General features: G+C 76.9%; 28 protein-coding genes, 1 tRNA gene and 1 pseudogene. 8 read left to right on the forward strand and 22 right to left on the reverse strand.

Annotated elements, in window-relative coordinates; genetic code table 11:
* Positions 1–32 precede the first annotated feature (32 nt).
* A complete protein-coding gene (locus ACRYM2_RS02075) occupies positions 33–740 on the forward strand; it encodes an endonuclease/exonuclease/phosphatase family protein (RefSeq protein ID WP_432519493.1) in 708 nt (235 codons plus the stop codon).
* A gap of 22 nt (positions 741–762) precedes the next feature.
* Here ACRYM2_RS02075 and ACRYM2_RS02080 read toward each other — a convergent pair whose 3' ends face one another.
* From ACRYM2_RS02080 to ACRYM2_RS02110, 7 genes are all read right to left on the reverse strand, one after another.
* The gene (locus ACRYM2_RS02080; protein WP_432519494.1) at positions 763–1,917 is read right to left on the reverse strand and encodes a bifunctional 2-methylcitrate synthase/citrate synthase; all 1,155 of its coding nucleotides are present in this window, start codon (positions 1,915–1,917) and stop codon (positions 763–765) included.
* Positions 1,914–2,831, reverse strand: coding sequence for a methylisocitrate lyase (gene prpB, locus ACRYM2_RS02085; protein ID WP_432519495.1), 918 nt, complete (start codon positions 2,829–2,831; stop codon positions 1,914–1,916). The genes ACRYM2_RS02080 and prpB overlap by 4 nt, the downstream gene beginning before the upstream one ends.
* A gap of 9 nt (positions 2,832–2,840) precedes the next feature.
* Positions 2,841–4,358: an MmgE/PrpD family protein gene (locus tag ACRYM2_RS02090; protein ID WP_432519496.1), complete on the reverse strand. Its 1,518-nt coding sequence runs from the start codon at positions 4,356–4,358 to the stop codon at positions 2,841–2,843.
* The gene (locus ACRYM2_RS02095) at positions 4,355–5,047 is read right to left on the reverse strand and encodes a GntR family transcriptional regulator (RefSeq protein ID WP_432519497.1); all 693 of its coding nucleotides are present in this window, start codon (positions 5,045–5,047) and stop codon (positions 4,355–4,357) included. The genes ACRYM2_RS02090 and ACRYM2_RS02095 overlap by 4 nt, the downstream gene beginning before the upstream one ends.
* Positions 5,048–5,078: 31 nt before the next feature.
* A complete protein-coding gene (locus tag ACRYM2_RS02100; protein ID WP_432519499.1) occupies positions 5,079–5,723 on the reverse strand; it encodes a TetR/AcrR family transcriptional regulator in 645 nt (214 codons plus the stop codon).
* A gap of 110 nt (positions 5,724–5,833) precedes the next feature.
* Positions 5,834–8,590 (reverse strand): molybdopterin-dependent oxidoreductase, encoded by a 2,757-nt coding sequence (locus ACRYM2_RS02105; protein WP_432519500.1) that lies wholly within the window; start codon positions 8,588–8,590, stop codon positions 5,834–5,836.
* Entirely contained in the window at positions 8,587–9,411 is an 825-nt protein-coding gene (locus tag ACRYM2_RS02110; protein ID WP_432519501.1) for an FAD binding domain-containing protein, read from the reverse strand. The genes ACRYM2_RS02105 and ACRYM2_RS02110 overlap by 4 nt, the downstream gene beginning before the upstream one ends.
* Positions 9,412–9,446: 35 nt before the next feature.
* Here ACRYM2_RS02110 and ACRYM2_RS02115 point away from each other — a divergent pair, with 35 nt between their 5' ends.
* Positions 9,447–10,730: a PucR family transcriptional regulator gene (locus tag ACRYM2_RS02115; RefSeq protein WP_432519502.1), complete on the forward strand. Its 1,284-nt coding sequence runs from the start codon at positions 9,447–9,449 to the stop codon at positions 10,728–10,730.
* Positions 10,731–10,749: 19 nt separating this feature from the next.
* Here ACRYM2_RS02115 and ACRYM2_RS02120 read toward each other — a convergent pair whose 3' ends face one another.
* The 4 genes from ACRYM2_RS02120 to uraD are packed head-to-tail and all read right to left on the reverse strand — an operon-like array spanning position 10,750 to position 12,930.
* Positions 10,750–11,238, reverse strand: coding sequence for a nucleoside deaminase (locus ACRYM2_RS02120; RefSeq protein WP_432519503.1), 489 nt, complete (start codon positions 11,236–11,238; stop codon positions 10,750–10,752).
* Positions 11,226–12,128, reverse strand: a complete 903-nt coding sequence (pucL, locus tag ACRYM2_RS02125) for a factor-independent urate hydroxylase (protein WP_432519505.1) — start codon at positions 12,126–12,128, stop codon at positions 11,226–11,228. The genes ACRYM2_RS02120 and pucL overlap by 13 nt, the downstream gene beginning before the upstream one ends.
* 5 nt (positions 12,129–12,133) lie before the next feature.
* On the reverse strand, positions 12,134–12,466 hold the full coding sequence (uraH, locus tag ACRYM2_RS02130) for a hydroxyisourate hydrolase (protein WP_432519507.1): 333 nt from the start codon (positions 12,464–12,466) through the stop codon (positions 12,134–12,136).
* Positions 12,463–12,930, reverse strand: a complete 468-nt coding sequence (gene uraD / locus ACRYM2_RS02135; RefSeq protein ID WP_432519612.1) for a 2-oxo-4-hydroxy-4-carboxy-5-ureidoimidazoline decarboxylase — start codon at positions 12,928–12,930, stop codon at positions 12,463–12,465. The genes uraH and uraD overlap by 4 nt, the downstream gene beginning before the upstream one ends.
* Positions 12,931–13,157: 227 nt before the next feature.
* On the opposite strand from uraD, the gene ACRYM2_RS02140 reads away from it, so the two are divergent.
* Entirely contained in the window at positions 13,158–13,760 is a 603-nt protein-coding gene (locus ACRYM2_RS02140) for a nucleotidyltransferase family protein (protein ID WP_432519509.1), read from the forward strand.
* 32 nt (positions 13,761–13,792) lie between these two features.
* Here ACRYM2_RS02140 and ACRYM2_RS02145 read toward each other — a convergent pair whose 3' ends face one another.
* From ACRYM2_RS02145 to ACRYM2_RS02155, 3 genes are all read right to left on the reverse strand, one after another.
* Entirely contained in the window at positions 13,793–14,836 is a 1,044-nt protein-coding gene (locus tag ACRYM2_RS02145; protein ID WP_432519511.1) for a GGDEF domain-containing protein, read from the reverse strand.
* Between the two features lie 118 nt (positions 14,837–14,954).
* On the reverse strand, positions 14,955–15,176 hold the full coding sequence (locus ACRYM2_RS02150; protein ID WP_432519513.1) for a hypothetical protein: 222 nt from the start codon (positions 15,174–15,176) through the stop codon (positions 14,955–14,957).
* Between the two features lie 149 nt (positions 15,177–15,325).
* Positions 15,326–15,847, reverse strand: a complete 522-nt coding sequence (locus tag ACRYM2_RS02155; protein WP_432519515.1) for a GNAT family N-acetyltransferase — start codon at positions 15,845–15,847, stop codon at positions 15,326–15,328.
* Between the two features lie 152 nt (positions 15,848–15,999).
* Between ACRYM2_RS02155 and ACRYM2_RS02160 the strand changes: the two genes are divergently transcribed.
* The gene (locus ACRYM2_RS02160; RefSeq protein WP_432519517.1) at positions 16,000–16,560 is read left to right on the forward strand and encodes a DAK2 domain-containing protein; all 561 of its coding nucleotides are present in this window, start codon (positions 16,000–16,002) and stop codon (positions 16,558–16,560) included.
* Between the two features lie 67 nt (positions 16,561–16,627).
* Positions 16,628–17,272, forward strand: a complete 645-nt coding sequence (locus ACRYM2_RS02165; protein WP_432519519.1) for a YceI family protein — start codon at positions 16,628–16,630, stop codon at positions 17,270–17,272.
* Here the strand turns inward: ACRYM2_RS02165 and ACRYM2_RS02170 are convergent.
* A complete protein-coding gene (locus ACRYM2_RS02170) occupies positions 17,262–18,395 on the reverse strand; it encodes a lycopene cyclase family protein (protein ID WP_432519521.1) in 1,134 nt (377 codons plus the stop codon). The genes ACRYM2_RS02165 and ACRYM2_RS02170 overlap by 11 nt on opposite strands.
* Positions 18,396–18,490: 95 nt before the next feature.
* Between ACRYM2_RS02170 and ACRYM2_RS02175 the strand changes: the two are divergent.
* Positions 18,491–18,688, forward strand: a pseudogene (locus tag ACRYM2_RS02175) (MscL family protein); the annotation flags it as partial.
* A 170-nt stretch (positions 18,689–18,858) separates the two neighbouring features.
* Here the strand turns inward: ACRYM2_RS02175 and ACRYM2_RS02180 are convergent.
* From ACRYM2_RS02180 to ACRYM2_RS02210, 7 genes are all read right to left on the reverse strand, one after another.
* On the reverse strand, positions 18,859–19,122 hold the full coding sequence (locus ACRYM2_RS02180; RefSeq protein WP_432519523.1) for a hypothetical protein: 264 nt from the start codon (positions 19,120–19,122) through the stop codon (positions 18,859–18,861).
* A gap of 10 nt (positions 19,123–19,132) precedes the next feature.
* A complete protein-coding gene (locus ACRYM2_RS02185; protein WP_432519525.1) occupies positions 19,133–21,379 on the reverse strand; it encodes a putative bifunctional diguanylate cyclase/phosphodiesterase in 2,247 nt (748 codons plus the stop codon).
* The gene (locus ACRYM2_RS02190) at positions 21,376–23,112 is read right to left on the reverse strand and encodes a P-loop domain-containing protein (protein ID WP_432519613.1); all 1,737 of its coding nucleotides are present in this window, start codon (positions 23,110–23,112) and stop codon (positions 21,376–21,378) included. Before ACRYM2_RS02190 ends, ACRYM2_RS02185 begins: the two co-directional genes overlap by 4 nt.
* The gene (locus ACRYM2_RS02195; RefSeq protein WP_432519527.1) at positions 23,109–23,936 is read right to left on the reverse strand and encodes an NAD(P)H-binding protein; all 828 of its coding nucleotides are present in this window, start codon (positions 23,934–23,936) and stop codon (positions 23,109–23,111) included. The genes ACRYM2_RS02190 and ACRYM2_RS02195 overlap by 4 nt, the downstream gene beginning before the upstream one ends.
* Positions 23,933–24,568 carry a CG0192-related protein gene (locus ACRYM2_RS02200; protein ID WP_432519529.1) on the reverse strand — a complete coding sequence of 212 codons (636 nt, stop codon included), beginning with the start codon at positions 24,566–24,568 and terminating at the stop codon, positions 23,933–23,935. Before ACRYM2_RS02200 ends, ACRYM2_RS02195 begins: the two co-directional genes overlap by 4 nt.
* A gap of 36 nt (positions 24,569–24,604) precedes the next feature.
* Complete coding sequence (locus tag ACRYM2_RS02205) at positions 24,605–25,072, reverse strand: PPOX class F420-dependent oxidoreductase (protein ID WP_432519531.1); 468 nt, start codon at positions 25,070–25,072, stop codon at positions 24,605–24,607.
* 83 nt (positions 25,073–25,155) lie between these two features.
* Positions 25,156–25,239 (reverse strand) — tRNA-Leu (locus ACRYM2_RS02210).
* Between the two features lie 156 nt (positions 25,240–25,395).
* Here ACRYM2_RS02210 and ACRYM2_RS02215 point away from each other — a divergent pair.
* A complete protein-coding gene (locus ACRYM2_RS02215) occupies positions 25,396–26,100 on the forward strand; it encodes an FHA domain-containing protein (protein WP_432519532.1) in 705 nt (234 codons plus the stop codon).
* Positions 26,101–26,121: 21 nt separating this feature from the next.
* The gene (locus ACRYM2_RS02220) at positions 26,122–26,601 is read left to right on the forward strand and encodes an FHA domain-containing protein FhaB/FipA (RefSeq protein ID WP_432519533.1); all 480 of its coding nucleotides are present in this window, start codon (positions 26,122–26,124) and stop codon (positions 26,599–26,601) included.
* Position 26,602 lies beyond the last annotated feature (1 nt).

Below are 26,602 nucleotides of genomic sequence, written 5' to 3' on the forward strand. Positions count from 1 at the left end.
ACGCGCAGGGCGTCCCGGAGTAGGTTCGGGGCGTGGAAGGTGCCGAACGACGTCCGCTCCGCACGATCAGCTACAACCTGCACGAGGGGCGCGCGACGACGGAGCTGGTGGACCTCGCGGTCGCGCACGACGCGGACGCGCTGTGCCTGCAGGAGTGCGACACGCTGCGCCTGCCGGAGACGGTGGGCCCGCTCGTCCTGGCCGGGGCGACCCAGCGCAACCGGCTGGGCCTGGCGCTGTACTACCGCCCCGACAGGCTGCACGCGCACGGGCACGAGATGCGCCCGCTGCGCCGCTCCATGCACGACCGGGTGCTCTCCCCGGCGCACGAGCGGCTGCTCGCGGTGCGCTTCGAGGACCTGGCCTCCGGCGGGGCGCTGCTCACCCTGGCCTCCATCCACACCGCACCGCTGTCGGCGACCAACGCGATGCGCCGCCACCAGATCACCGAGGCGCTGGGCGCCATCCGCTCCGCCGCGCACGGCAGCTCCTCGCTCGTGGTCGGGGACTTCAACTACCCCTGGTTCGCCAGCTCGCTGGCGCGGCGGCTGGGCGAGCAGGGCTACGAGCTGTCGCACAGCGACCTGCCCACCTACGTGCGCAAGAGGTTCCGCGGGCACTTCGACTTCGCGGTCTCCGAGGGCATGCACATCGAGTCGGTGACGACGCTGCAGCAGGCCGGTTCCGACCACCTGCCGGTGCTGGTGCAGTCGCAGGTGAGGGCCGGCGTCCCCGCCTGAACAGCGCGCGGGCCGGTTCCGGTCACCCGTCCGGCCGCTCCCGGCCGCCGCCGGCGGACCCGGAGGGCGGCAGGTGCCGCTCCTCTGGGCCGGTGTACTCCGACAGCGGCCGGATGAGGGCGTTGTCGGCGCGCTGCTCGACGACGTGGGCGCTCCAGCCGACGACGCGCGCGGCGACGAACAGCGGTGTGAAGACGTCGGTGTCGAAACCCAGCAGGTGGTAGGCGGGACCGGCGGGGTAGTCGAGGTTCGGCGCGATGCCCTTCGCGGCGCTCACCGCCTCCTCGAGCGCGTCGTAGAGGTCGAGGAGGTCCTCGCGGCCGCGCGCGGTCGCCAGCCGGCGCAGCGCCTCGTGCATGGTCGGGACCCGCGAGTCGCCGGAGCGGTACACGCGGTGCCCGAAACCCATGACCTTGCGGTGCTCGGCGAGGGCGCGCTCCAGCCAGGCGCGGGCCCGCCGCGCGGCGCCCTCGCCGGGCCCGATCTCCTGGAAGACCTGCCAGACGGCCTCGTTCGCGCCGCCGTGCAGCGGTCCCTTGAGCGCGCCGACGGCCGCGGTCACCGCCGAGTGCAGGTCCGAGAGCGTGGAGGTGACGACGCGCGCGGTGAACGTCGAGGCGTTGAAGGAGTGCTCGGCGTACAGGACGAGGGAGGTCTCCAGCGTGCGGACGGCGACCTCGTCGGGTTCGGTGCCGAGGGTGGTCCACAGCAGGTTCGCGGCGTAGCCGAGGTCGTCGCGCGCCGGGACCGGGTCCAGGCCCCGGCGGCGGCGCTGGACGCGCGCGAGCACCGCGGGCAGCACGGCGAGCAACCGCTCGGCCTTGGCCAGCTCCGCCGCGGGCGAGCTGTCGCCGGCGGCGGGGTCGAGCGCGCCGAGGACGCTGACGGCGGTGCGCACGACGTCCATCGGGTGCGCGTGCGGCGGCAGGCCGTCGAGGACCCGCAGCAGCGCGGGGTCCGGTGCGCGACCGGCGCGCTCGCGGGCGCGGAAGGCCGCCAGTTCCGCCTCCCCGGGCAGTTCCCCGTGCCACAGCAGCCAGGCGACCTCCTCGAACGAGCAGCGCGCGGCGAGCTCCTGGACGGGGTAGCCCCGGTACAGCAGCGAGTTCGTGTCCGGGTCGACCTCGGAGACGGCCGTGGTGCCCGCGACGACGCCCGCCAGCCCCCGCGCGCTCACCGGTTCCCCTCCAGGCTGAAGTCGTGGATCCCGGAGTCGAACACCGAGTAGCCGGCGTAGTCCACGAGGTCGTACAGCTGCGCGCGGGTCTGCATCTCGGGGACCTTCGCCGCCAGCGTCCCCTCGGCGGCCAGCTCGCCCAGGGCGCGGTCGGCGGCCCCCATCGCCAGCCGCAGCAGCGAGACGGGGTGGATGACGATGCGCACCCCCGCCTCGCGCAGCTGCTCGTGGGTGAACAGGTCGCTGCGGCCGAACTCCGTCATGTTCGCCAGCACCGGCACGTCGAGGGCCGAGCAGACCGCCTCGAACTCGGCGAGGTCGGCCATCGCCTCGGCGAACACCGCGTCCGCGCCGGCGTCGGCGAGGGCCTGCGCGCGCCGCACCGCCGCCCGCAGCCCCTCCGGGCCGGGGACGGTGCCGCGCACGTCGGTGCGCGCCACGACGAGGAAGTCGCCGTCGCGGCGGGCGTCGACGGCCGCACGCACCCGCCGCAGCGCGGTCTCCTCGTCCACGACCGCCTTGCCCTCCAGGTGCCCGCAGCGCTTGGGGTTCACCTGGTCCTCCACGTGCAGGCCGGCGACGCCGGCGTCCTCCAGCAGCTGGACGGTGCGCGCCACGTTGAGGGGTTCGCCGAAACCGGTGTCGGCGTCGACGAGGACGGGCAGGTCGGTGGCGCGCGCGATCTGCGCCGAGCGCGAGGCGACCTCGGTCAGCGTCGTCAGGCCGATGTCCGGCAGCCCCAGGTCGGCCGACAGCACCGCCCCGGAGACGTAGACGCCCTCGAAGCCGTGCCGCTCGACGAGCTTGGCGGACAACGGGTTGAAGGCACCGGGGAACCGCAGCAGCCCGTCCCCGCGCAGGGCGGCGCGCAGACCCGCCCGCTTGGCGCTCGGCGTCGTCGTCGAGTTCAGCACGGCAGCTCCTCAGAAGAGTCCGGTCGGCGGTGGTGCGGTCTCGAGCAGCCCGGGCGCCGCGACGATCCCCAGTCCCCGCACGCCCGCGGCGTCCAGCTCCGGCAGCCGCCGGGCCAGGTCGGTGAACCGCCGGACCTCCCCGGCGGTCAGGACGCCGTCGGCGAGGGTCGCGAACTTGGCCTCGTACTGCACGCGGGTGAAGGGGTGCGCGCCCAGCGGGTGGGCGTCGGCGACGGCGATCTCATCGACCACCGCGGAACCGTCGGCCAGGGTGGCGACGACGCGGGCGCCGAACGCCTTCTGCGCCGGGTCGGTGGCGTGGTAGCGCGCCGTCCACGCCGGGTCCTCCACGGTGGAGACCTTGCGCCACAGCGCGACGGTGTCGGGCCGACGGGCGCGCTCGGGGGCGTAGGAGTCGACGTGGTGCCAGCCGCCGTCCTGCAGCGCGACGGCGAAGACGTACGGCACGGAGTGGTCGAGGGTCTCCCGGCTGGCGCCGGGGTCGTACTTCTGCGGGTCGCCGGAACCGGAACCGATGACGACGTGGGTGTGGTGGGAGGTGTGCAGGACGATCGAGGTCACGTTCGCGGGGTCGCGCAGTTCCGGGTGCTCGCGGTGCAGGCGGCGGGCGAGGTCGATGAGCGCCTGCGCCTGGTACTCGGCGGAGTGCTCCTTGGTGTAGGTGTCCAGGATCGCGCGGCGGGGTTCGCCGGGTTCCGGCAGCGGGACCCGGTAGACGGCGTCCGGGCCGTCGAGCAGCCAGGCGACCACCCCGTCCTCGCCCTCCCAGACCGGTGCCGGGCTGGTCTGCCCGCGCACCGCCCGGTCCACGGCCTCGACGGCGACCTTGCCGGCGAAGGCGGGGGCGTACGCCTTCCACGTCGAGATCGCGCCCTTGCGCGACTGCCGCGTCGCAGTCGTGGTGTGCAGCGCCTGGCCGATCGCCTGGTACGTCGTCTCGACGGGCAGGCGCAGCATCGCGCCGATCCCGGCCGCCACCGCCGGGCCGAGGTGGGCGACGTGGTCGATCTTGTGCGCGTGCAGGCAGATCGCCCGCACGAGGTCGACCTGCACCTCGTAGGCCGTGACGATCCCGCGCAGCAGGGCGGCGCCGTCGAGGCCGAGGTGCTGGGCGACGGCCACCAGCGCGGGGACGTTGTCGCCGGGGTGGGAGTAGTCCGCGGCCAGGAAGGTGTCGTGGAAGTCCAGCTCGCGCACGGCGACGCCGCCGGCCCAGGCCGCCCACTCCGGCGAGGTGAGCGCGTCCGTGCCGACGACGCGGGCCCCGGCCCCGCCGCGCGAGGGCGGGTGCGCCAGCGCCTGCGCGCGGGCGGCGACGACGGGCGGGCGCAGCAGCGCGGCCGCGGCCACGGCCGCGTCGTCCAGCACCCGGTTGACGACCATCCCGGCGACGTCGTCGTCGACGGGCACGTCCTCGGCGGCGAGCTCGGCCAGCTGCCAGGCGAGCTCGCCCTCGCGCGGGAAGCGCTCGTCGCTGCGGTGGACGCGGACCTCGTGCAGCCTCACGCCCCCACCTCCTCGCGCTGCGGCTGCTCGCCGACGCGGGCGCCGAAGTGGGTGCGGCTGCGGTGCAGGTGCACGTGGACGGCGTGCGCGGCGAGGTCGGCGTCCCCGGCGGCGATCGCCTCGGCGATCAGCTGGTGCTCGGCGGCGGCCGCGCGCAGCCGCGCGGGGTCGTGGCGGGCCAGCCGGCGGATGCGGACCAGGTGCGTGCGCACGGAGTCCAGCGCCTGCTGCAGCCACGGGTTGGCGACGGCGGCGTCGACGGCGGCGTCGAACTCCGCGCTCAAGGCGTAGTAGCGGTCCAGCCCGGCCTCGGAGTCCAGCAGCCGCGGGGCGGCGGCGAAGGCGAGCGCGAACCGCTCGAAGGTGCCGGCGTCGCGGCGGACGGCCGCCAGCCGGGCCGCCTTGACCTCCAGGGCCTCGCGCAGGTCGTAGAGGTGGTCCAGCCCCTCCACGTCCAGCGGGGCGACGACGAGGCCGCGCCCGGCCAGGGGGCGGGCCAGGCCCTCGGCGACGAGCCGGGCGAAGGCCTCGCGCACGGGGGTGCGGGAGACCCCCAGCCGCTGGCTCTGGTCGACCTCCGCGAGGACCGCGCCGGGGGCGAGCACCCCGTCCAGGACGTCCTCGCGCAACCGGGCGTAGGCGCGCTCGCCCGCCCGGACGTGACCGCTGCGCCGCGACTGTGCATGCACAGGCCGACTCTGGACCCGTCAGGGTGCCCCGTCAAGCACGCTGTGCATGCACAGCGGGGGTCACCGGCGCCGTCCACATGCCGACGAGGGCGTCGACGAGGCCGTCGGCGCACTCGGCCCAGCTGGCGCGCGCCGGCACGCCGCCCTCCGCCAGCACCGTCTCGCGCTGGGCGAAGACGTGGACGGTGAGCAGCCGCGCCATGTCGCCGCGCTCGGCCAGCACCTCGGGCGGCAGCTCGGGCAGGCACGCCCGGAACCCGGCGACGACGGCGCGCAGGGCCGGGGAGCGCAGCGCGTGCTCGACGACGAGGGCGTGCCGGCGCGGGTCGGTGGCCAGCTGCGCCGACAGCCGGGCGTACCAGGTGGGGTTGCCCAGGCCCTCCAGGTGCTCGGCCGTCGGGCGCACCAGGCAGCCGGCCCAGTCGCGGATCCCGGTGGACCCCTGCACCTCGGCGAGCATGCGCGCGCGGATCCGCTCCACCGGCGCGGAGTGCCGCTCGACGATCGCCGCCACGAGGTCGGCCGCGGTGCCGAAGTGGTACCCGACGGCGGCGTTGTTGCCCTGCCCCGCGGCCGCGCTGATCCGGCGGTGGGAGACGTTGTCGAGGCCGTGCTCGGCGAACAGGCGCTCGGCCGCCTCGATGATCGCCGTCCTCGTCGCTTCGCCCCGGCCCACGCCGCCCCCCTCGCTCGCCCGCTCCCCGCGCCGACCATGCTCCCGCGCCCACCGGGTCGGAGGCAGCAGCGGGGTCGGGGGCGGGGTCGGGGGCGGGGTCGGGGGCGGGGTCAGGAGCGGCAGGCGCGCCAGACGCGGTCGGCGGTCATCGGCAGCTCGCGCAGGCGCACGCCGACGGCGTCGCGGACGGCGTTGGCCAGCGCGGGGGCGACCGGGTTGTAGGGCGCCTCGCTCATCGACTTCGCCCCCAGCGGGCCGATGGTGTCGCAGGTGTCGGCGAACAGGACCTCCGTCTCGGGGACGTCGTCCAGGCGCGGGACGTAGTACTCGCGCAGCGTCGTCTCCGCGCCCGCCCCGTCGGCCCCGGCCCGCACCTGCTCGAAGAGGGCGGAACCGATGCCCTGCGCCACCCCGCCCTCGACCTGCCCGCGCAGCTGCACGGGGTTCAGGACGGTGCCCGCGTCGACGGCGTGCACCGAGCGCAGGATCCGCACCTGCCCGGAGTCCACGTCCACCGCGACCCGGAAGCCCTGGACGTCGAAGGCCACCGACCGCAGCGCCGCGTCGTCGTCGCCGTCCGCGCAGGGACCGGAGCCGGTGCGGCGCAGGCACTCGGCGTGGACGTCGGCCAGCGGGACCGACGCACCGCCGCGGCTCACCCCCTCCGGGCCGAGGACCACCTCGTGCGGCTGCGCGCCGAGCAGCTGCGCGCCGACCTCGCGCACCCGGTGGGCCAGGCGCTCGCAGGCCACCAGCAGCGCCTTGCCGGCGACGACCGAACCCGCCGAGCCGAACGCCCCGGTGTCGTGGCGGACCGCGTCGGTGTCGGACTGGCGCAACCGGATCCGCTCCGCGCTCGTGGCCAGCGCCTGGACGCCGATCTGCGTGAGGACGGTCGTCGTGCCGTTGCCGAACTCCGCGGTGCCCACCGACAGCTCCCACGTCCCGTCGGCCAGCAGGCGCGCGCGGGCGTCCGCGAAGTGCCCGCGCGGCGGGGTCGTGGCGATCATCGACAGCGCCATCCCGGTGCCCACCCGCCAGGAGGGCCCGGTCGGGGCGGGTTCCCCGCCGCGGCCGAGGGCCTCCTGCACGAGGTCCAGGCACTGGTCGAGGCCGTAGCTGCCGTAGCGCAACCCGTCGTCGCCCTCGGAACCGTCCTGCGGCAGCGAGGTGACGACGAACGGGTCGCCGGGGACGACGACGTTGCGCCGGCGCAGCTCGAACGGGTCCATCCCCAGCTCGCGGGCGAGGTCGTCCAGCGCCGACTCGATCGCGAACACCACCTGCCCCAGCCCGTAGCCGCGGAAGGCCCCCGACGGCTGGGTGTGCGTGTAGGCGGCGCGCGCGTCGACCCTCTTGTTCGGCACCCGGTAGGTCGCCACCGACTCGTGGCAGCCGTGGAACATCACCCCCGGGGAGTGGTTGCCGTAGGCGCCGGCGTCCACGAGGACGTCCACCGCCAGCGCGGTCAGCACCCCGTCCCGGCCCGCGCCCAGCCGCACCGCCACCCGGAACGGGTGCCGCGTCGGCAGCGCCGACAGCGCCTCGGCGCGGGTGGTCTCGTACTGCACGGCCCGGCCGGTGCGCAGCGTCGCCAGCGCCACGAGGTCCTCGACGAGCATCTCCTGCTTGCCGCCGAAGCCCCCGCCGACGCGGGGGGCGAGCACCCGCACCCGCTCGCGGTCCAGGCCGAGCACGCGCGCCAGCTCGTCGCGCACGAGGAAGGGCACCTGGGTGCTGCTGCGCACGACGAGGCGGCCGTCGTCGTCCAGCCAGGAGACCGCGGAGTGCGTCTCCAGCGCGACGTGCGAGACGCGCGCGGTGCGGTAGGTGCCGCCGGCGGTGAACTCCGCCCGCGCCAGCGCCTCCTCCACGTCGCCGACCTCGCCGTGCAGCTCGGCGACGAGGTTGCGCCGCGGGTCGGCGATGCGCGAGGCGGCGGCGTCCTTGTCGCCGTGCACCAGCGGCGCACCGGGTTCCAGCGCGGCCTCGGCGTCGAGCACCGCGGGCAGCTGCTGGAACTCCACGGCGACCAGCTCCAGCGCCCGCTCGGCCAGCGCGCGGGTCTCGGCGACGGCCACCGCCACCCGCTGGCCGCGGTGGCGCACCACGGGGTCCAGCACCAGCGTGTCGTCGGGGTCGTCGAGGCGGTTCTCGTGGCGGCCGGTGGAGAACAGCACGCGGGGGACGTCCTCGTGGGTGAGGACGAGGTGCACACCGGGCAGGGCCCGCGCCGCGGCCGCGTCGACCGCCGTGATCCGCGCGTGCGCGTGCGGGCTGCGCAGGACGGCCAGGTGCAGCGGGGCGGTCGGCGGCACCGCGCCGCCGGAGGGGTCGCCGGTGAGGTCGAGCGCGTACGGCTCGGCGCCGGTGACCACGCGCCGCGCCGCCGGGGCGGCCACCCGCTCCCCCACCGCGCCGCTGCCGGGCAGGGGTTCCACCGCGTCGGCGGTGACGGCGTCCCGGATCGAGCGGTAGCCGGTGCAGCGGCACAGGTTCCCCTTGAGGTGCTCGCCCAGGTCCGCGCGCTGGTCGTCGTCGAGGGTGGAGGCGGTGACGACCATCCCGGCGGTGCAGAAACCGCACTGGAAGCCCGCGGCGTCGACGAACCGCTGCTGCAGCGGGCTGAGCCGCTCCGGGGTCCCCAGCCCCGCGACGGTGGTGATCTCGCGGTCGGCGGCGCGCAGCGCCGGGTACAGGCAGGAGTGCACCGGGGAGCCCTCGACGAGGACGGTGCAGGCGCCGCAGTCGCCGGAGTCGCAGCCCTTCTTGACCTCCACGTGCGAGGCCTCGCGCAGCAGGGTGCGCAGGCACTGCCCGGCCCGGGGCTCCACCTCGCGGGCGGTGCCGTTGACGACCAGCTTCACGACAGCTCCTCCACGACCTCGGCGGCGAACCGCAGGGTGCCCGCGCGGCGCCAGTCGAGGTCGCCGTGCACGTCCTCGAACCAGCCGGGCCCGTCCTCGACGGCCGCCTCCAGCTGCGCGACCAGCTCGGCGGCGGCCGGCACCGCGGCGTGCCGCAGCACCAGCGGCCGCGGGGTGGAGGCGGTGACGGTGAGCGTGAAGCCCCCGTCCTCGTCGCGGCGGCCGACGACGAGGGCGGCCGAGCGCCCCAGCCGGGCCCGCGACAGGCGCCGGAACGCCGTCGTCGCCCGCAGCGCCCGCACCGGCAGCCGCACCGCGCGCAGCACCTCCCCCGGCGCGAGGGCGGTGCGGCCGTCGCCGGTGACGAGCTCGGCGACCGGCACCCGGCGCACCCCGCCCCCCTGCGGCCACAGCTCCGCGACGCCGTCGAGGGCGCTGGTCAGCGACGTCATCGCCCCGGCCGGCAGCGCCGTGCAGACGTTGCCGCCCACGGTGGCGACCGCGCGGACCTTGAAGGAGGCCAGCAGCGCGCGCGTGCACTGGCGGAACAGCGGCCGCGCCGCCCAGTCCGCTGCGAACGGCACGTCGGCGAGCGCGCCGATCGGGCACGTCGCGGCGATCCGCAGGCCCTGCTCGTCCACTTCGAACGGCTCCCACCCGAGCGCGGTGAGGTCGACGAGGGTGCGCAGGTGCGGCTGCGGCACCGAGAACAGCCAGGTGCCGCCGGCCAGGAGCGCGGTGTCGCCGGCGCCGCGGTGGGCACCGGCGAGGGCCGCGCGGTCGCGGACGGGGAGGATGGTCTCGACCGTGGTCAGGTCCACGGCGTCCCCCCGGCCTGCGAGGAGGTCCTGTGCGGGTGTCCGACCTCGCGCGCGCGGGGCTGGGGCTGCGGCTGCTCACCGCGCCCGACCGCGCGCTGGACCGCCCGGTGACGGGCACCACGACCATCGACCTGCGCGAGCCGGGCCGCTACGTGGCCGTCGGGCACCTGGTGCTCACCGGTCTGGCGTGGCGGCGCGGGGCGGCCGACAGCGAGGCGTTCGTCGCCTCGGTGGACGCCGCGGGCGGCTGCGCCCTCGCCGTCGGCGAGGGGCTGCTGGGGCGGGTGCCCGACGACGTCGTGCGGGCCGCGCGGCGCCTCGGGCTGCCGGTGTTCGCGGTGCCCGCGGACGTCGCCTTCCACCGCGTCAGCGCGCACGTGGACGCCGCACTGGGCGCTGGCGGCGACGTCGCGCAGCGGCTGCTGGCCGGGGCGGCGGCCGGCCGGCCGCTGCCGGAGCTGGCCGACGGCCTGGGCGGGGTGCGGGTGCTCTCGCCGACCGGCCGGGTGCTGGCCGGGCCGCGGCTGGAGGAGGACGAGCTGGACGCGCTGTTCGCCACCGGCGCCCCGGGCCGCCGGGTGGGGCCCGGACCGGACGGCTGGTGGCTGGTGCCGGGCGCGGACCCGGCCGAGGCGCTGCTGACGGCCTTCGCGGGGATCGTCGCCCTGCACCGGCAGGTGCCGCAGCCGGTCGCCGCACCCGCCGGCGAGGTCGTCGCCGTCGCGGTGGACGACCCGGCGCTGCTGGGGCTGGTCGCCGACGCGGTGGGCGACCTCCCGCACGAGGTCGTCCACGAGGCCGGCCGGGAACCCGCCGGCGGGGGCGGGGCGGCGCACGTGCTCGCGCAGGCCGCCGCGCTGGAGGTCCTGGAGCACCGGTTGCGGCGCACCGCGGCCGTCCTGGACGGGCGCCGGCTCGTGGTGGGCGTCAGCCGGCCCGGCGGGGACCGCGACGACGCGCTGGCGGGCGCCCGGCGCGCGCTGCGCACCGCCCGCGCCCTCGACGGGCCCGTCGTCGTCGAGCACGACCGCGACACCGGCGACGTGCTGGACCTGCTGCGCGCGGTGCCGCTGCCGCAGCGCCGCGAGTTCGCCCGCGGGGTGCTCGCCGGGGTGCTGGAGGACGAGGAGCTGCTGACGACGCTGCGCACCCACCTGGCGGGCGGCTCCTCGCCCACGCGCACCGCGAGCGCGCTGCACGTGCACCAGAACACCGTGCGCTACCGGCTGTCCAGGGTGGAGGCGCTGCTGGGCCGGGACCTGCGCGACGTCGACGACCTGGTCGACCTGCGGGTCGCGCTGCGGCTGCTCGACGGCTGAGCGCGGTGCGGCGGGCAGGTCAGTAGTCGACACGGCCCACGCTCGCCAGCCAGGCGTCGAAGGGCGCCGGGGACCCCTCGTCGCGCTGCTGCTCCACGCGCAGCGCCCACTGCGAGCGCGGGGTGTCGAACAGCTCGTAGAACGTGCGGTCGTCGAAACCCCCGCGGGCGGCGTCGTCGCGGTCCGCCGCGTAGACGACGCGCTCCACCCGCGCCCACAGCGCCGACGCCATGCACATCGGGCAGGGTTCGCAGCTGGAGTACAGCGTCGCCCCCGCCAGGCTGAAGGTCCCCAGCGCCCGGCAGGCGGCGCGGATCGCCTGCACCTCCGCGTGCGCCGTCGGGTCGTTGTCGCGGGTCACCCGGTTCTGCCCGGTCGCCAGCACCGCGCCGTCGCGCACGAGCACCGCGCCGAACGGGCCGCCGCCGTCGGCGACGTTGCGGGTGGCGAGCCCGACGGCCCGGTCCAGGAACAGCGCGTCCTGCGCGGAACCGGTCACCGCTGCCACGCCAGCGGTGCCGCCGGGACGTCGTCGCGGGCGACGACGGCCTGGATGAGCCCGTACGGGCGGTCGTCGGCGTGGAAGACCTCACCGGCGTTCTCCACCCCGAACCGGGCGGTGTCGTAGAGGAAGTGGTGCTTGTTCGGCGCGGCCAGCCGCACCTCCACGACACCGGGCACCGCCTCGACCGCGGCCTTGCCCATGTGCCACAGCGTCTGCTGCAGGGCCAGGGAGTGCAGCGTCGCGAACTGCGCGATGAACGCGGCCCGCACCGCGTCGTAGGCGGCGTCGACGTCGAAGCCGTCGGACAGGCAGGTCTCGTCGTAGCGCCACTGCGCCACCAGCGAGGTCGCCATCACGCGGTCCCCGGTGGGTTCCAGCGTCGTGTACCCGTCGACGAGGAAGTCCCTGAACTCCGAGCCCGTCGACTTCAGCAGGGTGAGGTCCTTCAGCCCCGCCACCACGTGCACCTGCTGCTGCGCGCCCGTCCCGTCGACCGTCACGGCAGCCGTGCGGACCTCGCCGCCGGAACGGGTCCAGGTGTGGTCGTGCTCGGCGCCGTCGACGACGGCCCGCGTCCACAGGTGGGAGTCGACGTCGATGCGCGCGCAGGACACCGGTTCCACGTCGTCGACGAAGTGGCGCGCGAGGTCGAGGGCGTACCCCTCGACGGTGGCGATCCCCTTCTCCTTGGCGTAGGAGTAGATGGTGTTCTTCTGCGTGTCCGTGGGCAGGACCTTCGACTGGTCGCCCGCGAGGTAGGCGTCGGCGAAGTCGCCGCGCAGCGTCGAGGTGACGTTGAGGTCGAAGATCTCGTGCCGCGCGGCATCGCGCTGGAACCGCACCACGCGGTTCTCGGCCTTCCCGTACTGGTGGCCCGCCAGGACGATCGCCACGGCTCTCAGCTCCCTCGGTAGGTCGAGTAGGCGAACGGGGACAGCAGCAGGGGGACGTGCAGGTGCGCCGGGCCCCCGGACCCGGCGGGCGCGACGGTGAAGGCCACGACGACCTCCGGGTAGAACGCCTCCCGGCCGGCGGCGGTGAACCACTCGCCCGTGGCGAACAGCAACCGGTAGGTGCCCGGCGGCAGGTCCTCGGCGAGGCGGGCACGGCCGTCGCCGTCGGTGGCGGCGGTGGCGACGGCGGTCCCCGCGGAGTCCGCGAGCACCAGCGCCAGACCGGCCGCCGGAACCCCCGCGACGGCGTCCAGGACGTGGGTGGACAGGCTCGTCACGCCGCCTCCCCCGCCAGCGCGCGCAGCAGCCGCAACCGGGTGATGGCGGCCAGTTCGCGGCGCAGCACGGCGCGCTCGGCGGCGGGGTCGTTGCCCAGCCGGGAACGCAGCACGCCCAGCAGCTCGTCGGCGCTGCGGCCGGACGCGCACACCAGGTACACGTGCCCGAACCGCGCCTCGTACTCCCGGTTCCCCTCGGCCAGGGCGGCCAGGACCGCCTCGTCGGCGGCCAGCGCGGCGGACTGCTCGCGGCGGGAGTCGGCGCTCGCGGAGCGCTCGCCGATGCGCGGGTGCGCGGCCAGCGCGGTGTCGACGTCGTCCTCGGAGGTGGCCGCCAGTTCCTGCTCGGCCGCGGCGAGCAGCGCCTCGCCGGTGCCGAAGGGGCGCCGGGCCGCCACGCGGGCCGCCCACGCGGGGGCGTCGCAGCAGGAGCGCAGCAGCCGCTCGAACCGCTCGTCGTCCATCGCGTCCAGTTCCACGGGCGCTCCCCTCTCGTCCCGGCCAGTCTGGCCGGGGGCCGGCGCGGTGCGCAGCCACCGAACCTCCGAACGTCGGCGGCCCGGGCGGCGGGTGCGTTGGCGGAACCTCCAGCGCACCCGCCGCCGGGGCCCGCCGCGGAAACGCCGCCGAAACGCGGCGGGTCCGCCGGTGCGCGCGGTGGGAGCGCGGGTCCGCGTGGTGGGATCGCGGGGTGCGCGCGGTAGGGATCGTCCTGGCGGCCGGCGAGGGCCGGCGGATGGGTGCGCCCAAGGCGCTGCTGCGCCGCCCCGACGGCACGGGCTGGGCCGCGCACGCGGCCGCCGTCGCACGCGCCGGCGGCTGCGCCGACGTGCTCGTGACGCTCGGCCCGCGGGCCGGGCAGGTGCGCCCCGGCCTGCCGGGCGGGGTGGTGGCCCTCGACGTGCCGGACTGGCGCACCGGCCGGGCGGCGGGCCTGGCGCGCGCGCTGCGGCACCCGCTCGCGGCGGACGCCGACGCCGTCCTCGTCACCCTCGTCGACCTGCCGGACGTGGGCGCCGGGGACGTGCGGGCGGTGCTGGCCGCCGGCGCCGCCGGCGGACCGGGTGCGCTGGTGCGCGCCGTCCACGACGGCCGCGGCGGGCACCCGGTGCTCGTCGGCCGCGCGCACCTGCCGCGCGCCCTGGAGCTGGCCGGCGCCGGCCGCGGGTTGCGGGAGCTGCTGGCGGGCCCGGGGGTGCGCACCGTCGAGGTCGCCGGAGCCGTGCGCGACGCCGACGTCCCCGCCGACCTGCCTCCCGGCACGCTCCTGCCGCCGCCCGTCCCCGGTCGGTGATCGTCCTCCAGGCGCGGGCGCCTGGAGGGAGATCACGAACCGGGGGCGCGGGCCAGCCGGTCGCGGCCGGCGCGCTTGGCGGCGTACAGGGCCGAGTCGGCGCTGGCGTAGAGGTCGCGCGCGGCCCGGGCGTCGCCCGGCACCGCCGCCAGCCCGGCGCTGATCGAGAGCGGCACCAGCTGCCCGCCGGGCAGCACGAGCGGCGCCTCGCGGACGGCCTCGACGAAGCGCTCGGCCCGCTGCACGGCGACCGCGGGCGGGCAGTCGGGCATGAGCACGGCCAGCTCGTCACCGCCCATGCGCGCCACCACGTCGCGCTCGCGGCAGTGGGCGGCGAGCAGCCCGGCGACGTGGGCGAGGGCGGCGTCCCCGCCGAGGTGGCCGTAGGTGTCGTTGACGCACTTGAAGCGGTCGATGTCGACGACGACGAGCGCGGCCGGCGAGCCGGCGGTGGCCACCCGCTCGGTGGCGGCGTCGAGGACGCGGCGGGTGACCAGCCCGGTGAGGGGGTCGGTGCGCGCCTGCCGGCGCAGCTGCTCCACGAGGCGGTCCTGCTTCCACGCGCCGCGCGCCAGGGTGCCGGCCACGAGCACCAGCAGCGTGGTCGTGTAGGCGAAGGTCGTCACGGCCTCCTCGCGCGGCAGCAGCGTCCCCGCCACGACGGCGTCCGCGGCGATGGTCGCGGCGGTCACGACGACCGTGCCGCCCGCGCGCAGCTGGCTGGCGGCCCAGATGACGGGCACCGTGAAGAACACCCGACCGGTCAGCCCGGCGTCGCGGGAGACCAGGTCCAGCCACAGCACGGTGGCGGTCCCGCTGAGGGGGGCCAGCACCACCAGCGGGGCGGTGACGACGACGGGCAGCAGGAGCAGCGCCGCGGACAGGGCGAGGAGGGAGCCGGTGGCGACCAGCTCCGGCCAGCGCAGCTCACCGGTGGCGAACCAGGTGGAGCCGACGCACGTCACGGACGTCGCCAGCAGCGCCACCGCGGCCCACGCGCGGGCCGAGCGCGGGTTGCGGGCCCCGAGCGAGGCCAGCGCGGAGCGCCACCAGGGGGTTCGCGGAGGGGGGCGCACACTCGGTCATCGGGTGGCGGGAGGAGGACCTCGAGCGGGCGGAAGGGTGACGCTGCACGCCGAGGCGCGGCGAGGCGCGGCCGGAACGCCCGCGGCCGGCGGGCGGGCCGGCGCGGGGTCAGCGCAGGTGGCCGGTGCTCACCGAGCGCAGGTGGCCGGTGCTCACCGAGCGCAGGTGGCCGTCGGCCGTCACGGTGACGGTCTTGGCGGTGCTCTTCGCGGTGGTGCTCGTCCCGGTCTTCGCGGCCGAGGCGGCCGAGGCGGCCGGGGCGAGGGAGGCGCCGCCCGCGAGCAGGGCGCCGGCGACGAGGGCGGCGGCGGCGAAGCGAGGCATGGACACGGCGTTGCTCCTGTGCGTCAACGGATGTCGAGACCCGGCGTCACCGACACCCCAGGCATCGGCGCCGTCCGGGCCACCCTTGAGCACCGAGCGGGTGCACCGCCGCACGCCGCGTCGACCGCACCACCCGGGAGGTCACCCGGGAGGGCTCACCCCGGGGCGTCAGCCGGGGCGTCGAACACCAGCCGCATCTCCACCTCGGAGCGCGCCGGGTCGAGGGCGTAGGGCACCCGCGCACCCGTGTCGCGGAAGCCGCGGCGCTCGTAGAAGGCCCGCGCCCGGGCGTTGTCCTCGTGCACGTGCAGGCGGACGCCGTCCGCACCGCGGGCCTGCGCCCAGTCCAGCACGGCGGTCAGCAGCCGGTCCGCCGTCCCCGCGCCCCGCTGGGAGGCGTCGACGAAGACGGAGACGAGGAAGACCCCGCGCTCGGGGTCGGTGAAGGCGCCCATCGTGCCGACCCAGCGCCCGCTCGCCTCCTCGACGGCGACCACCGTCGTGCTGCCCGGCAGCGTCGTGCGCCGGGCGCGGGCGCGCCACTCGGCCTCGTCGTGGGCGCGGGCCCGCTCCAGGGTCTCCATGAACGCGATCGGGGTGTCGGCGAGCATCCGCAGCCTCAGCTCCCGGACGCGCTCCCAGTCGTCCTCGGACACCGTGCGCAGCACCACTCCCACCCCGGCAGCCTAGAGGTGGCGATCACCGGTACCGCGTGCCACTCTCGCGGTGTTTCCTCGACGCGGAGGGCGGAGCGGTGGACACCTCGACACCAGTGGCGGCACAGGCGGATCAGCTCCAGGTCACGGAGGGCGGACGGCCCCTGGAGGTGGTGCGCGGCACCCGGGCGGCGGACCTCGACCTGCGGCGGACCGTGCTGTGGTGGAGGGGCTTCGAGGACCAGGTGGTCTCCCGGCAGCAGGAGCTGCACGGCATCGGGGCGGACGTGGTGCTCGCCGCGCAGGCCGCCGACACCGCGCTGCAGGAGTCCCCGCCGCGGCTGGCGGGCGAGGTCTTCGGCGCGGTCGCCGAGGGGTTCTCGACGGTGCCCGGCGAGGTGCCCCGGCTGCTGGTCCCCTGGTTCGGCGAGCTGGCCCGCTCGATCGGGCGCGAGGTGAGCACCCGCGCGCTCGCCGACGCGGCGGGGGCGGGCGTCACCGCGGTGCAGCGCGCCGGCGCGCCCCCGGCGGGGACGCCCTCGCTGCTGGACGCGCTGGTCCCGGCCGCCGAGGCGCTGGTGGGTGCGGAGGCGGCGGGCGTCCCGGCCGTCGCGGCCCTGCACGCGGCCTACCGCGCGGCGGCGGACGGCACCCGGCGCACCGTCGACGGCGGGGCGGTGGACCCCGGAGCGCTCCTGGTCGCCTGGTTCTTCGAGCGGGGGACGGTGGTCTGACCCCGCCCGGGGGCGGCCCGAAGGTACTTGCACTTTGAAGGACTCGCGTGTACGTTCGACGAGTCAGTTGAAGCTGCAAACATCTTCGGAGGTCACGATGGGCTGGTTCGGCAGGAACAAGGACGTCAGCGGCACCACGGCGCTCGCCCCGGCCGCGGCGGGCCCGCTGCCCGCCGTCCCCGGCTACCTGGCCGGCAGCTGGACGATCGACGCCTCGCACTCGGAGGTGTCCTTCACCGTGCGGCACATGGCCGTCAGCAAGGTCCGCGGCCGCCTGGGCAGCGTCTCGGGCGAGATCGTCACCGCCGAGGACCCCGCGAACTCCAAGGTGCTCGCCGAGGTCGACGTCACCTCCATCACGACCTTCAACGAGCAGCGCGACGCCCACGTCAAGAGCGGCGACTTCTTCGAGGTCGAGACCCACCCCACCGCGCGGTTCACCTCCACCGCGCTGCGCCACGACGGCGAGGACTTCCTCCTCGAGGGCGACCTCACCCTCAAGGGCGTCACCCGCCCCGTCACCCTGGCCCTGGAGGTCTCCGGCTTCGGCCCCGACGCCTACGGCGGCACCCGCGTCGGCTTCTCGGCCAAGGGCCAGATCAACCGCCGCGACTTCGGCGTCGAGTTCGACGCCCGCCTGGACAACGGCGGCCTCGTCGTCTCCGACAAGGTCGACCTCGAGCTCGACATCGAGGCCGTCCTCAACGCCTGAGGCGCCCCAGCACCGTCGCGAGCATCGGTCCGCGCGGGGAGCTCGCCATGAGGGCGAGGTCCGCCGCCGGGCCGCTCGCGCCGTCCAGGAAACCCAGCACCCGCTGCACGGGGTTGCGCCGGAACAGCTCCACGAAGAAGCGCGCGCCGTCGATGCGGCCCGTGGCCAGCGCCTCCAGGACCAGCGAGTCCATGAGCAGGTGGCGGCGGCCGTGGGCGGGCGGCAGCACCAGCGGACCGCCCCGCACCGCCTGCGCGGCCAGCGCGTCCGCCTGCCGCTGCAGGGCGCTGAACGCGTACCCCGTCGACGGGCGCACCGACCCGGAGGCCGCGCCCCAGCGCAGCACCCCCGCCCGCGGGTCCGGCGGGAAGCGCGCGTCCGTCATCGGGATGACGCCGCGCTCCTCGGCGAGCACCTCGTGCGCGCCGATCCCGCTGCGCCGCAGGTACTCCTCCAGCCGCTCGGCGTACCGCTCCGGGGTCAGCAGCCGCGCGGAGAACTCCGTGTACTCCACCAGCGCCTCGGTCGGCGACGTCGGCAGCACGTACCCGAACGCGACCCCGCCCGCCGGTTGCGGGGTGCGGAAGTCCATGAGCGTCGCCGTCCGGGCGTCGAACACCGGCTGCTCCGCGCGGATCCGCCGGCCCAGGAAGTGCTGCAGCAGCAGCGTCCGCCCGCTCGCCGGGACCGGCACCGGGCGCGTGTCGACGACCTGCGCGCCGGTGCGCCGCGCCAGCGCCGCCGCGTCCTCGACGACGACCTCGTGCACCGGCACGCCCGCGCGCTCCAGGCGCTCGCGCACCGCCTCCTCCACGTCGACCGAGCGCAGCATCCGGTAGCGCCAGCCCCCCAGGTCGGCCAGGACCACCTGCCCGTCCGCGCCGACCACGCGCACCCGCGACCAGCGCGCGACCACCAGCGGCCCGAACGGCCCGGGGCCACCGGGCGGTCCCCACGTGCACCAGGTGCGCTCCTGGGTGCGCTGCGCCGCACCGCGCGGGGCCTCGAACACCTCCAGCGCGACCTCCGTGCCGGCCAGCCGCCAGGCCAGGCTGCCGCCCGCCGCGCCGAGCCCGACGATCGCGATCGGCCGGGTCCGGCGCGGGCCCCTAGGGTTCGGCACGGCAGGTTTCCGCTCGGGAAGGGGACGACGTGAAGCTCATCACCGGGTTCAAGGACTTCATCCTCCGGGGCAACGTCATCGACCTGGCCGTGGCCGTGGTCATCGGCGCGGCGTTCACGGGGATCATCACGTCCATCGTGGACAACCTCATCACCCCGCTCATCGCGGCGATCGGCGGGGCGCCCGACACCGACAACCTGTGGATCGTCACGCTCAACAACGCCGAGTTCCGCTTCGGCGCGATCCTCGGCGCCGTCGTCAACTTCCTCATCGTCGCCGCGGTCGTCTACTTCGTCATCATCACGCCGGTGAACCGCCTGCTGGCGCTGCGCAAGCGCGGCGAGGTCGCGAGCCGCAGGCGCCCGCCGAGGACGTGCTGCTGCTCACCGAGATCCGCGACCTGCTGGCCCAGCGCTCCGGCGGGACGACGCCCACGCTGGAGCGCCGCGACGGCTGAGGCCGGTCAGCCGTCGGTGTCGCGCTCGGCGCCGGCGGCGTCCTCGGGGTTGATCTCCACGCCGGCGATCGGGTTCCCCGCGCCGGTGCCGTCGGCGGCCTCGTCGGCCAGGCCGAACGTGTCGCCGGCCGCCGGGGCGGGGCTGGGGACCGGGCCCCCGTCGGAGGCGCGGGCGTTCTCGCGGCTGCCGGACTCCTGGACGCGGCGGACCTCGGCGTTGTCGCGCGGGTCGACGACGCCGCCCTCGGCGCTGGTGGGTTCGGTGCTCACGCAGCCCACCTCACACCTCGCGGGCCTCCTGCGCCACCCCACCGCCCGCCGGCCCACCCACCGGCCCACCCGCGGGCCCGCCCGGCAGCCCGCCCGTGGCCAGCTCCAGCCAGCGCTGCACCTGCCCGGGCGGCATCGGGCGGGCGTGCAGGTAGCCCTGCGACTCGTCGACGTCGAGGCGGCCCAGGACGTCGCGGGTCGCGGCGTCCTCCACGCCCTCGGCCACCACCCGCAGGCCCAGCCGGTGCGCGAGCGCCACGGTGGCCTCCACGATCTGCGCGGTGCGCGGCTCGTGCAGCACCCGCACGGTGAACGCGCGGTCCAGCTTCAGCTCCGTGGCCGGCAGGTCCGTCAGGTACGCCAGCGAGGAGTACCCCGTCCCGTAGTCGTCGATGCTCAGCTGCACCCCCCGCCGAGTCAGCCCGCGCGTGACCTCCAGCGCCAGGTCGGGATCGGCCATGAGGGTCGTCTCGGTGACCTCCAGCACCAGCCTGCCGGGGGCCAGGCCGCTGCGGGCGAGCACGTCGTCGACGATGCGCAGCAGGTCCGGGTGCGCCAGCGTCGAGGCCGACAGGTTCACCGACACCCGCAGCGGCAGGCCGCCGTGCGCCCACAGCGCCGCGTCCGCGGTCGCCCGGTGCAGCAGGTGCACGGTCAGCTCGTCCATGAGGCCCTGCTCCTCGGCGAGCTCGAGGAAGGTCACCGGCGGCAGCAGGCCCCGCACCGGGTGCTCCCAGCGCACCAGCGCCTCCACCCCCACCACGCGGCCCGTGAGCACGTCCACCTGCGGCTGGTAGTGCACGACGAGCTCGCGGCGCAGCCGCTGCTCACCGGCGCCCACGAGCGCCTTGAGGTCGGCGGCCAGCGCGGCGCGGTCGCGGGAGCGGGCGTCGACGTCGGAGTCGTAGACGCCGACCCCGCCCCCGGCCGTCTTCGCCGCGTACATGGCGGTGTCGGCCTGGCGCAGCAGCCGGTCGGGGTCGACGGCCCCCGCCGGCAGCGAGCGCACGCCGATGCTCAGCCCGATGTCGACGTGCCGCACGACGGCCTCGTGCACCTCGCGGCCCACGGCGGTGGCGCCCTCGTCGTCGCAGCCGGGCAGCAGCACCGCGAACTCGTCACCGCCCAGCCGGGCGAACACCGCGTCCGCGGGCAGCGCGCGGGCGGCCGCCGCCACCACGCGGCGCAGCAGGGCGTCGCCCGCGTGGTGGCCCTGGCGGTCGTTGACCTCCTTGAAGCGGTCGATGTCGATGAGCAGCAGCCCGGTGGTGCGCCGCTGCCGGGTCGCCGCGACGAGGTGCTGCAGCAGCGCCCGGCGGTTGGCCAGCCCGGTGAGCTCGTCGGTCAGCGCCTCCCGGCGCGAGACCGCCAGCTGCGCCAGCTCGCGCAGCAGGTGCACCACGCGCACGCTCACCCCCAGCGTCGCCGCGAGGGCGTACGCCGTCGGTCCCCACCCGTCGCGGGGCACGGCGGTGGCCGCCAGGACGCCCACCGCCAGCGCCAGCACGACGAAGGAGCCGACGGCCGGCGCCTGGCTGGAGGCCGGCACCGCCGCCGACCGCACCGGCCGGACCGAGCAGGCCGCCACGACGAGCGCGGCCAGCGTCCACGCCGCCTGCAGCCGCACGCCGTCCGAGGCGCCGCCGCGCAGGCAGACCGACACCACCAGCAGCGCCGCCAGCGAGCACTGCACCGCCCACGCGCGGCGGTCGCGGGCCAGCCCGCCGATGGCGGCGACGGTGGCGGCCGTGCCCAGCAGCAGCACGAGGGCACCGACGTCCAGCAGCCACAGCTGCTCGCGCCAGTCCGGCCAGGGCGCGGGCAGGAAGCCGCTCCGGCGCTGCAGCAGCACCCCGGCCGCGGTGATGGCCAGGACGGCGCTGACGCCGTTGAGCCAGTCCCCGGGGTCGGAGACGTAGGTGCGGAAGCGGTTCCAGCGCACCAGGCCCTGGTAGGCCAGGGGTGCGGCGGCCAGCGCGGCCACCGCCGGCGGCACCGCCGAGGACGACCCCGTCACCAGCGCGGCCAGCGGGGCCAGGCCCAGCACCGCGACCGCCGCGGCCCACCACCGCCACACCCCGTCGTCGCCGCCGCGGCGCAGCGCACCGGCCACGACGGCGACCGCCACCAGGTGGGCGAGCAGCAGCAGCACCGGCGCGGCCCCCCGCGCCGCGGGCAGCAGCGCGGCCCCGGCGAGCAGCGTCCCTGCGGCGACGGCTGCCTCGCGCCGTCGCGGCGCGGCCGGGGAGAGGGTCACCCCGGGGAGGTCGGCGGCGCCGGCGCGGCGCTGGATCCCCCGATCGGGTCGTCCAGCAGGCGCGTCACGCGCAGCCCGCGCACCCGGTTCAGCGCCGCCGCGACCTCGTGGCGGCGCGGCACCGCCACGTCCGCCTCCGCCCCGCCCAGCCAGCCCGTCACGGCGCCGGCCAGGTCCGCCTCCAGCAGGTCCAGCACCCGCGCCAGCGCGCGGCGGCCGTCGAGGTGGCCGGCGGCGACCGCGTGGGCCAGGGCGTGCCCGGCCCCGGCGACCTGTCCGGCGTCGGTGAACTGGCGCACCGCCCGCACGTCGACCTCGTGCTCGCCCAGGCGCAGCGCGTCCGTGCCGAGGGCCGCGACGCGCCGGCGCCCCCGCGCGTGCGCGTCCACGCCGACCGGGTCCGGCACGCGGTCCCGCACGGGCGGGAAGCGGCCCGCCTCCGCGACGCGCCCGCTCGGGCGGCGCGCCACCTCCCGGGCCCGCTCGCTGACGTCGCTGCAGCGGAAGGACTCCATCAGCAGGACCCGGTCGGCGACGTCGAGGAAGTCGCCGCTGGCCCCCACGACGAGCACCGTGGAGACGCCGTGGTCCTCGGCCAGCGGGCGCACGAGGTCCACGAACGGGTTGAGCGGCTCGGACGCCTTGGCCACCAGCTGCTGCATCCGCGCGTCGCGGACCATGAGGTTCGTCGCCGCGGTGTCCTCGTCCAGGAGCAGCAGCCGGCTGCCCGCCTCCAGCGCCTCCACGGTCGCCGCCGCCTGGGAGGTGGAGCCGGAGGCGTCCGCGGTGGTGAACGCGCGCGGGTCCAGCCCGCCGGGCAGCCCCGTGACGAACGCGCCGACGTCGACGCCGGTGACGGCCCGGCCGTCCTCGGCGCGCACGGCCGCGGCGTCGGCGCGGGTGACGACCAGCTCGCGGCCGTCGCCGGGGACGTGGTCGTGCACCCCGGCCTCCAGGGCGCGCAGCAGCGTGGACTTGCCGTGGAAGCCGCCGCCGACGACCACCGTCACCCCCGTCGGCACGCCCATCCCCGTCGTCGGCCCGCGGTGCGGCAGCTCCACGGTGGTGCGCAGCGAGGGCGGGGAGGAGAACGGCACCGCGTCCAGGGCGGGGCGGTCGTCGACGCCGCTGCGCCGCGGGAGCACCGCGCCGTCGGCGACGAAGGCGACCAGACCGAGCCCGGGCAGCCGGCGGCGCAGGGCGTCGGCGTCCTCGACGGCGTCGGCGAACGCCCGCGCTGCGTCGAGGTCGCAGCCCAGCACCCGCTCGCGCAGCAGCCGCGGCAGCCTCGCGGTCAGGTCCTCGGCGGCGCGCCGGCCGTCCAGGCGCCGGCGCGGACCGGGCAGCGGGTAGCCGAGGCGCAGCACGAGCGAGCCGTCGGCGGACACCTCGCAGCTGCTGCGCTGCAGCACCTCCTGCCCGCCCGCGTCGATCCGGAACGGGCCGGCCGCGGCGGCCGCGGCGCGGGCCAGGAAGCCCGCCACCGCCCGGCGGCGGACCGCGCCGTCCAGGCCGAGGGCGGCGAAGGGGGTGCCCGTGCAGCGCACCTCCCAGCGCGCGGGCGGCGCGAACGGGTCGGCCTGCGGCTGCCGCAGCAGCACCTCGCAGCGGCCGGCGGGGTCGTCGAGCAGGGGCCAGGGGCGCCCCGACAGGGAGCGGTGGCGGGCGTAGGGGGCGCCGTCGAGGTCCTCCAGCGCCCGCCGCAGCCCGGACGCACCCGCTCGCGCGCTCAGGCGAGGACCTCCGCCAGCGAGCGCGCGGGGTGCCCGGTGAGGTCGGGGACGGTGCTGCTGACGACGTCCAGCTCACCGCTCGCGATGGCCGTGTAGGTGCTCACCCAGCCGTCGAGCACCCAGCGCGGCTCCCCGGAGGGGGCCCGCGAGGCGTAGGCCTCCTCGACGCCCTCCTCCACGTAGCGCACCTGCTCGCCGCGCACGGCGGACAGCTGCTCGGCGACCTCGGCCAGCGTCAGCGCCCGCGGACCGGTGACGTCGTAGGTGCGCCCGGAGTGCGCCTCGTCCAGCAGCGCCGCGACGGCGACCTCGGCGACGTCGGCGCGGGCCACCGGTGCGAGCCGCCCGCTGCCCGCGGGGCCGCGCAGCGCGCCGTCGACGACGAAGTCGGGGAGGACGTCGGCGTAGAAGGAGTTGCGCAGGAACGTCGTCTCCATCCGCGAGGCGGTGAGCAGCTCCTCGGTGGCGGCGTGGTCGCGGCCGAAGGTGAACGTGCAGTCCGGGGCGGCGGCCAGGAAGGACGTGTAGACGACGCGCCGCACGCCCGCGGCCGCGGCGGCCTCCACGACCGAGCGGTGCTGCGAGCGTCGGTCGGCGTGCTCGGCGGCGGAGACGAGCAGCAGCACGTCCACGCCGTCGAAGGCGTGCCGCAGCGCCCCGGTGTCGCCGTAGGCCGCCGGGCGCACGTCGGCGCCCGGCAGGTCGGGGGCGCGGGCGGGGTCGCGCACGACGAGGCGCTGCGCGAGCCCCGCCGAGGACAGGGCGCGCGCCACGCGCCCGCCGACGTGCCCGGTGGCGCCGGTGACGGCGACGAGCCCGCTCACGGCAGGACCACCGCGACGGCGGCGGCCTCGTCCTCGCCCCAGCTCGCCGTGAGGCGGGCACCCGCGGGCAGCGCCGGCGCGGCCGGACCCGTCAGCACCCGCGGCAGCACGATCGTGGCGAGCGGGGTGCGCACCGTCGTCACCGCGCCCTCGGTGCTCACGCCCTCGACCGCGGTGATCGCGCCGGCCTCGGCCGCGTCCCCGTCGCCGCTCGCCCAGCCGTTCTTCGGCGCCGGCTCCAGCCGGCCGTCGACGGCCCGCTGCAGGTCCGCCTCGCGGCCGCCGGTGACGGCGGCGCGGTGCGCCGCGTCCGCCCACACCGGGTCGCCGGCGGCGTCGTGGACCCAGCGCCGCCCCAGGACCGAGTGCTCCAGCGTCGTGACGAGGAAGTCCTCGGCGCCCTCCAGCGGCGCGGCGCGGTAGGTCAGCGGCACGTTGAGCAGCGGCCCGTCGCCGGCGCGCACGAGGAAGGTCTCCACGCCGACCTCGCCGGCGGGGTCGTCGAAGCGGAACGTCGCGACGACCCGCAGCGCCTCCCCGCCCGCCAGGCCGCTCCAGGGCAGCGTGGGCAGCCAGGAGGTGAGCAGTTCGAGCTTGGTGGGCCGCAGCTCGGCCTGGTGCAGGACAGCCATGGCGCGACGCTACTGGCAGCGACTCGCCCGCCGGGGCTACCGGGGCGGCTGCCCGTAGACGCGGCCGACGGGCAGCCGCACCACGCGGCGGCGCTCGCGCACCATCGCCGCGCGGTAGTCGTCCCAGTCGGGGTGCTCGCCGGCCAGCGCGCGGTAGAGGTCGACGAGCTCGTCGACGGCCTCGTCGTGCGGGTCGGCCGCGACCGCCGACAGGACCGCGTCGCCCTCGACGACGGCCCAGCTCCAGAAGTCCTCCGAGGTCACGTGCAGGCCGGCCCGCGGGTCCCGCTCGAGGTTGCGGGCCTTGGCGCGGTCGGCGGTGACGGAGACGCGCACCAGCCGGCGCTGCGGGTCGTAGTGGTGGGTGACGTTGGACAGCTGCGGGCGCCCGTCGCGCTTGATCGTCACGAGGACGCTGCGGGTGGTGGCGGCGAGCAGGTCCAGCAGCTGCTGCTCGCGCTCGGGGAGGTCCTGCCCGGGGAGGTCCTGCTCGGAGGGGCTCATGCCCGCTGCAGCCGTCGGGGGCCGCGGATGCTTCCCGGGAACGGCGGAGGCCCCGGTCGATTCGACCGGGGCCTCCGCCACTGTGCGCGAGGGGGGAGTTGAACCCCCACGCCCTTTCGGGCACACGGACCTGAACCGTGCGCGTCTGCCTATTCCGCCACTCGCGCAGACATGAAGACCTTAGCAGCTCCGGCGGGGTCCTCACGCCACCTCCCCGCCGGCTCCCCCCGATCGCCACGCGCGCACCGCAGGCGCCGGGTGCCCGCCCGGCTACCATGCCGAGGGCTGGAGCATCGTCGGACGATCTCGGGAGGGGGGCCGGCGTGGGAGTCCTGGACCGCTTCGAGCGCGGCGTCGAACGCGCCGTCAGCGGCGTGTTCGCGCGCGCCTTCCGCAGCGAGGTGCAGCCGGTGGAGGTCGCCAGCGCCCTGCGCCGCGAGCTCGACGACCGCGCGGCCGTCCTCTCGCGCGGGCGCACGCTCGTGCCCAACAGCTTCATCGTGGAGCTCGGCCCCACCGACCACGACAAGATCGCCTCCTGGCAGGACACCCTCGCCGACGAGCTGGTCGCGGCCGTCACCCAGCACGCCGACAAGCAGCGCTACTCCTTCGTGGGGCCGGTGCGCGTCGACTTCCACGAGGCCGACGACCTGGAGACGGGCGTCTTCCGCGTGCTGTCCTCCACCGTCAAGGGCCGCACCGCCCCGGCCACCCCCCGCACCTCGACGGCGGGGCGCCCCCGCCTGGACGTGGACGGGCGCGGCCACGTGCTCACCGAGGCGGTCACCGTCATCGGCCGCGGCTCCGACGCCGACGTCGTCCTCGACGACCCGGGCGTCTCCCGCCGCCACGCCGAGGTGCGGGTCGGCGCGCAGGGCGCGCGGCTGAGCGACCTCAGCTCCACCAACGGCACCTTCGTCGACGGCGAGCGGGTGTCCTCCGTCGACCTGCACGACGGCGCGACGATCACCGTGGGCCGCACGAAGCTGGTCTTCCGCTCCGCCCGCCGCGACGAGGGCTGGACCTGACCCCTTGAGCGGGACGACCTCGTGAGCGAACTGACCCTGACCGTGCTGCGGCTCGGGCTCCTCCTCGTGCTCTGGCTCTTCGTGCTGGCCGTCGTCGGCGTGCTGCGCGCGGACCTGCTGGGCACCCGCGTCACGGCCCGGCGCACCGAGCGCGCCAGGCCGCGCACCCCCCGGCCCGAGCAGCCCGAGCAGGCGCCCCGGCCGCGGCGCGCCACGCTCGTGGTCACCGAGGGCTCGCTGCGCGGGACGACCCTGGCGCTGGGCCAGGCCGCCGTCCTCATCGGCCGCGGCGCGGACTGCACCCTGGTCCTCGACGACGAGTACGCCTCCACCCGGCACGTGCGCATCACCCCGAACCCGGCCGGGGACGGCTGGGTCGTGGAGGACCTGCAGTCCACCAACGGCACCTTCCTCGGCCGCGACCGCCTGACCACCCCCGCACCCTTCGAGCCCGGCACGCCGCTGCGCATCGGCAAGACCGTGCTCGAGCTCCGGAGGTAGT

The sequence above is a fragment of the Kineococcus aridisoli genome (assembly GCF_050871885.1).
In the GTDB taxonomy this organism is placed as follows: Bacteria; Actinomycetota; Actinomycetes; order Actinomycetales; family Kineococcaceae; genus Kineococcus.

Bases quoted from the DNA above. Each gene is read 5' to 3' on its own strand.
- uraD (WP_432519612.1), bottom strand. From the start codon at position 12,930: ATGGACGACGAGCGGTTCGAGCGGCTGCTGCGCTCCTGCTGCGACGCC.
- ACRYM2_RS02200 (WP_432519529.1), bottom strand. From the start codon at position 24,568: ATGGCTGTCCTGCACCAGGCCGAGCTGCGGCCCACCAAGCTCGAACTG.
- ACRYM2_RS02205 (WP_432519531.1), bottom strand. From the start codon at position 25,072: ATGAGCCCCTCCGAGCAGGACCTCCCCGGGCAGGACCTCCCCGAGCGC.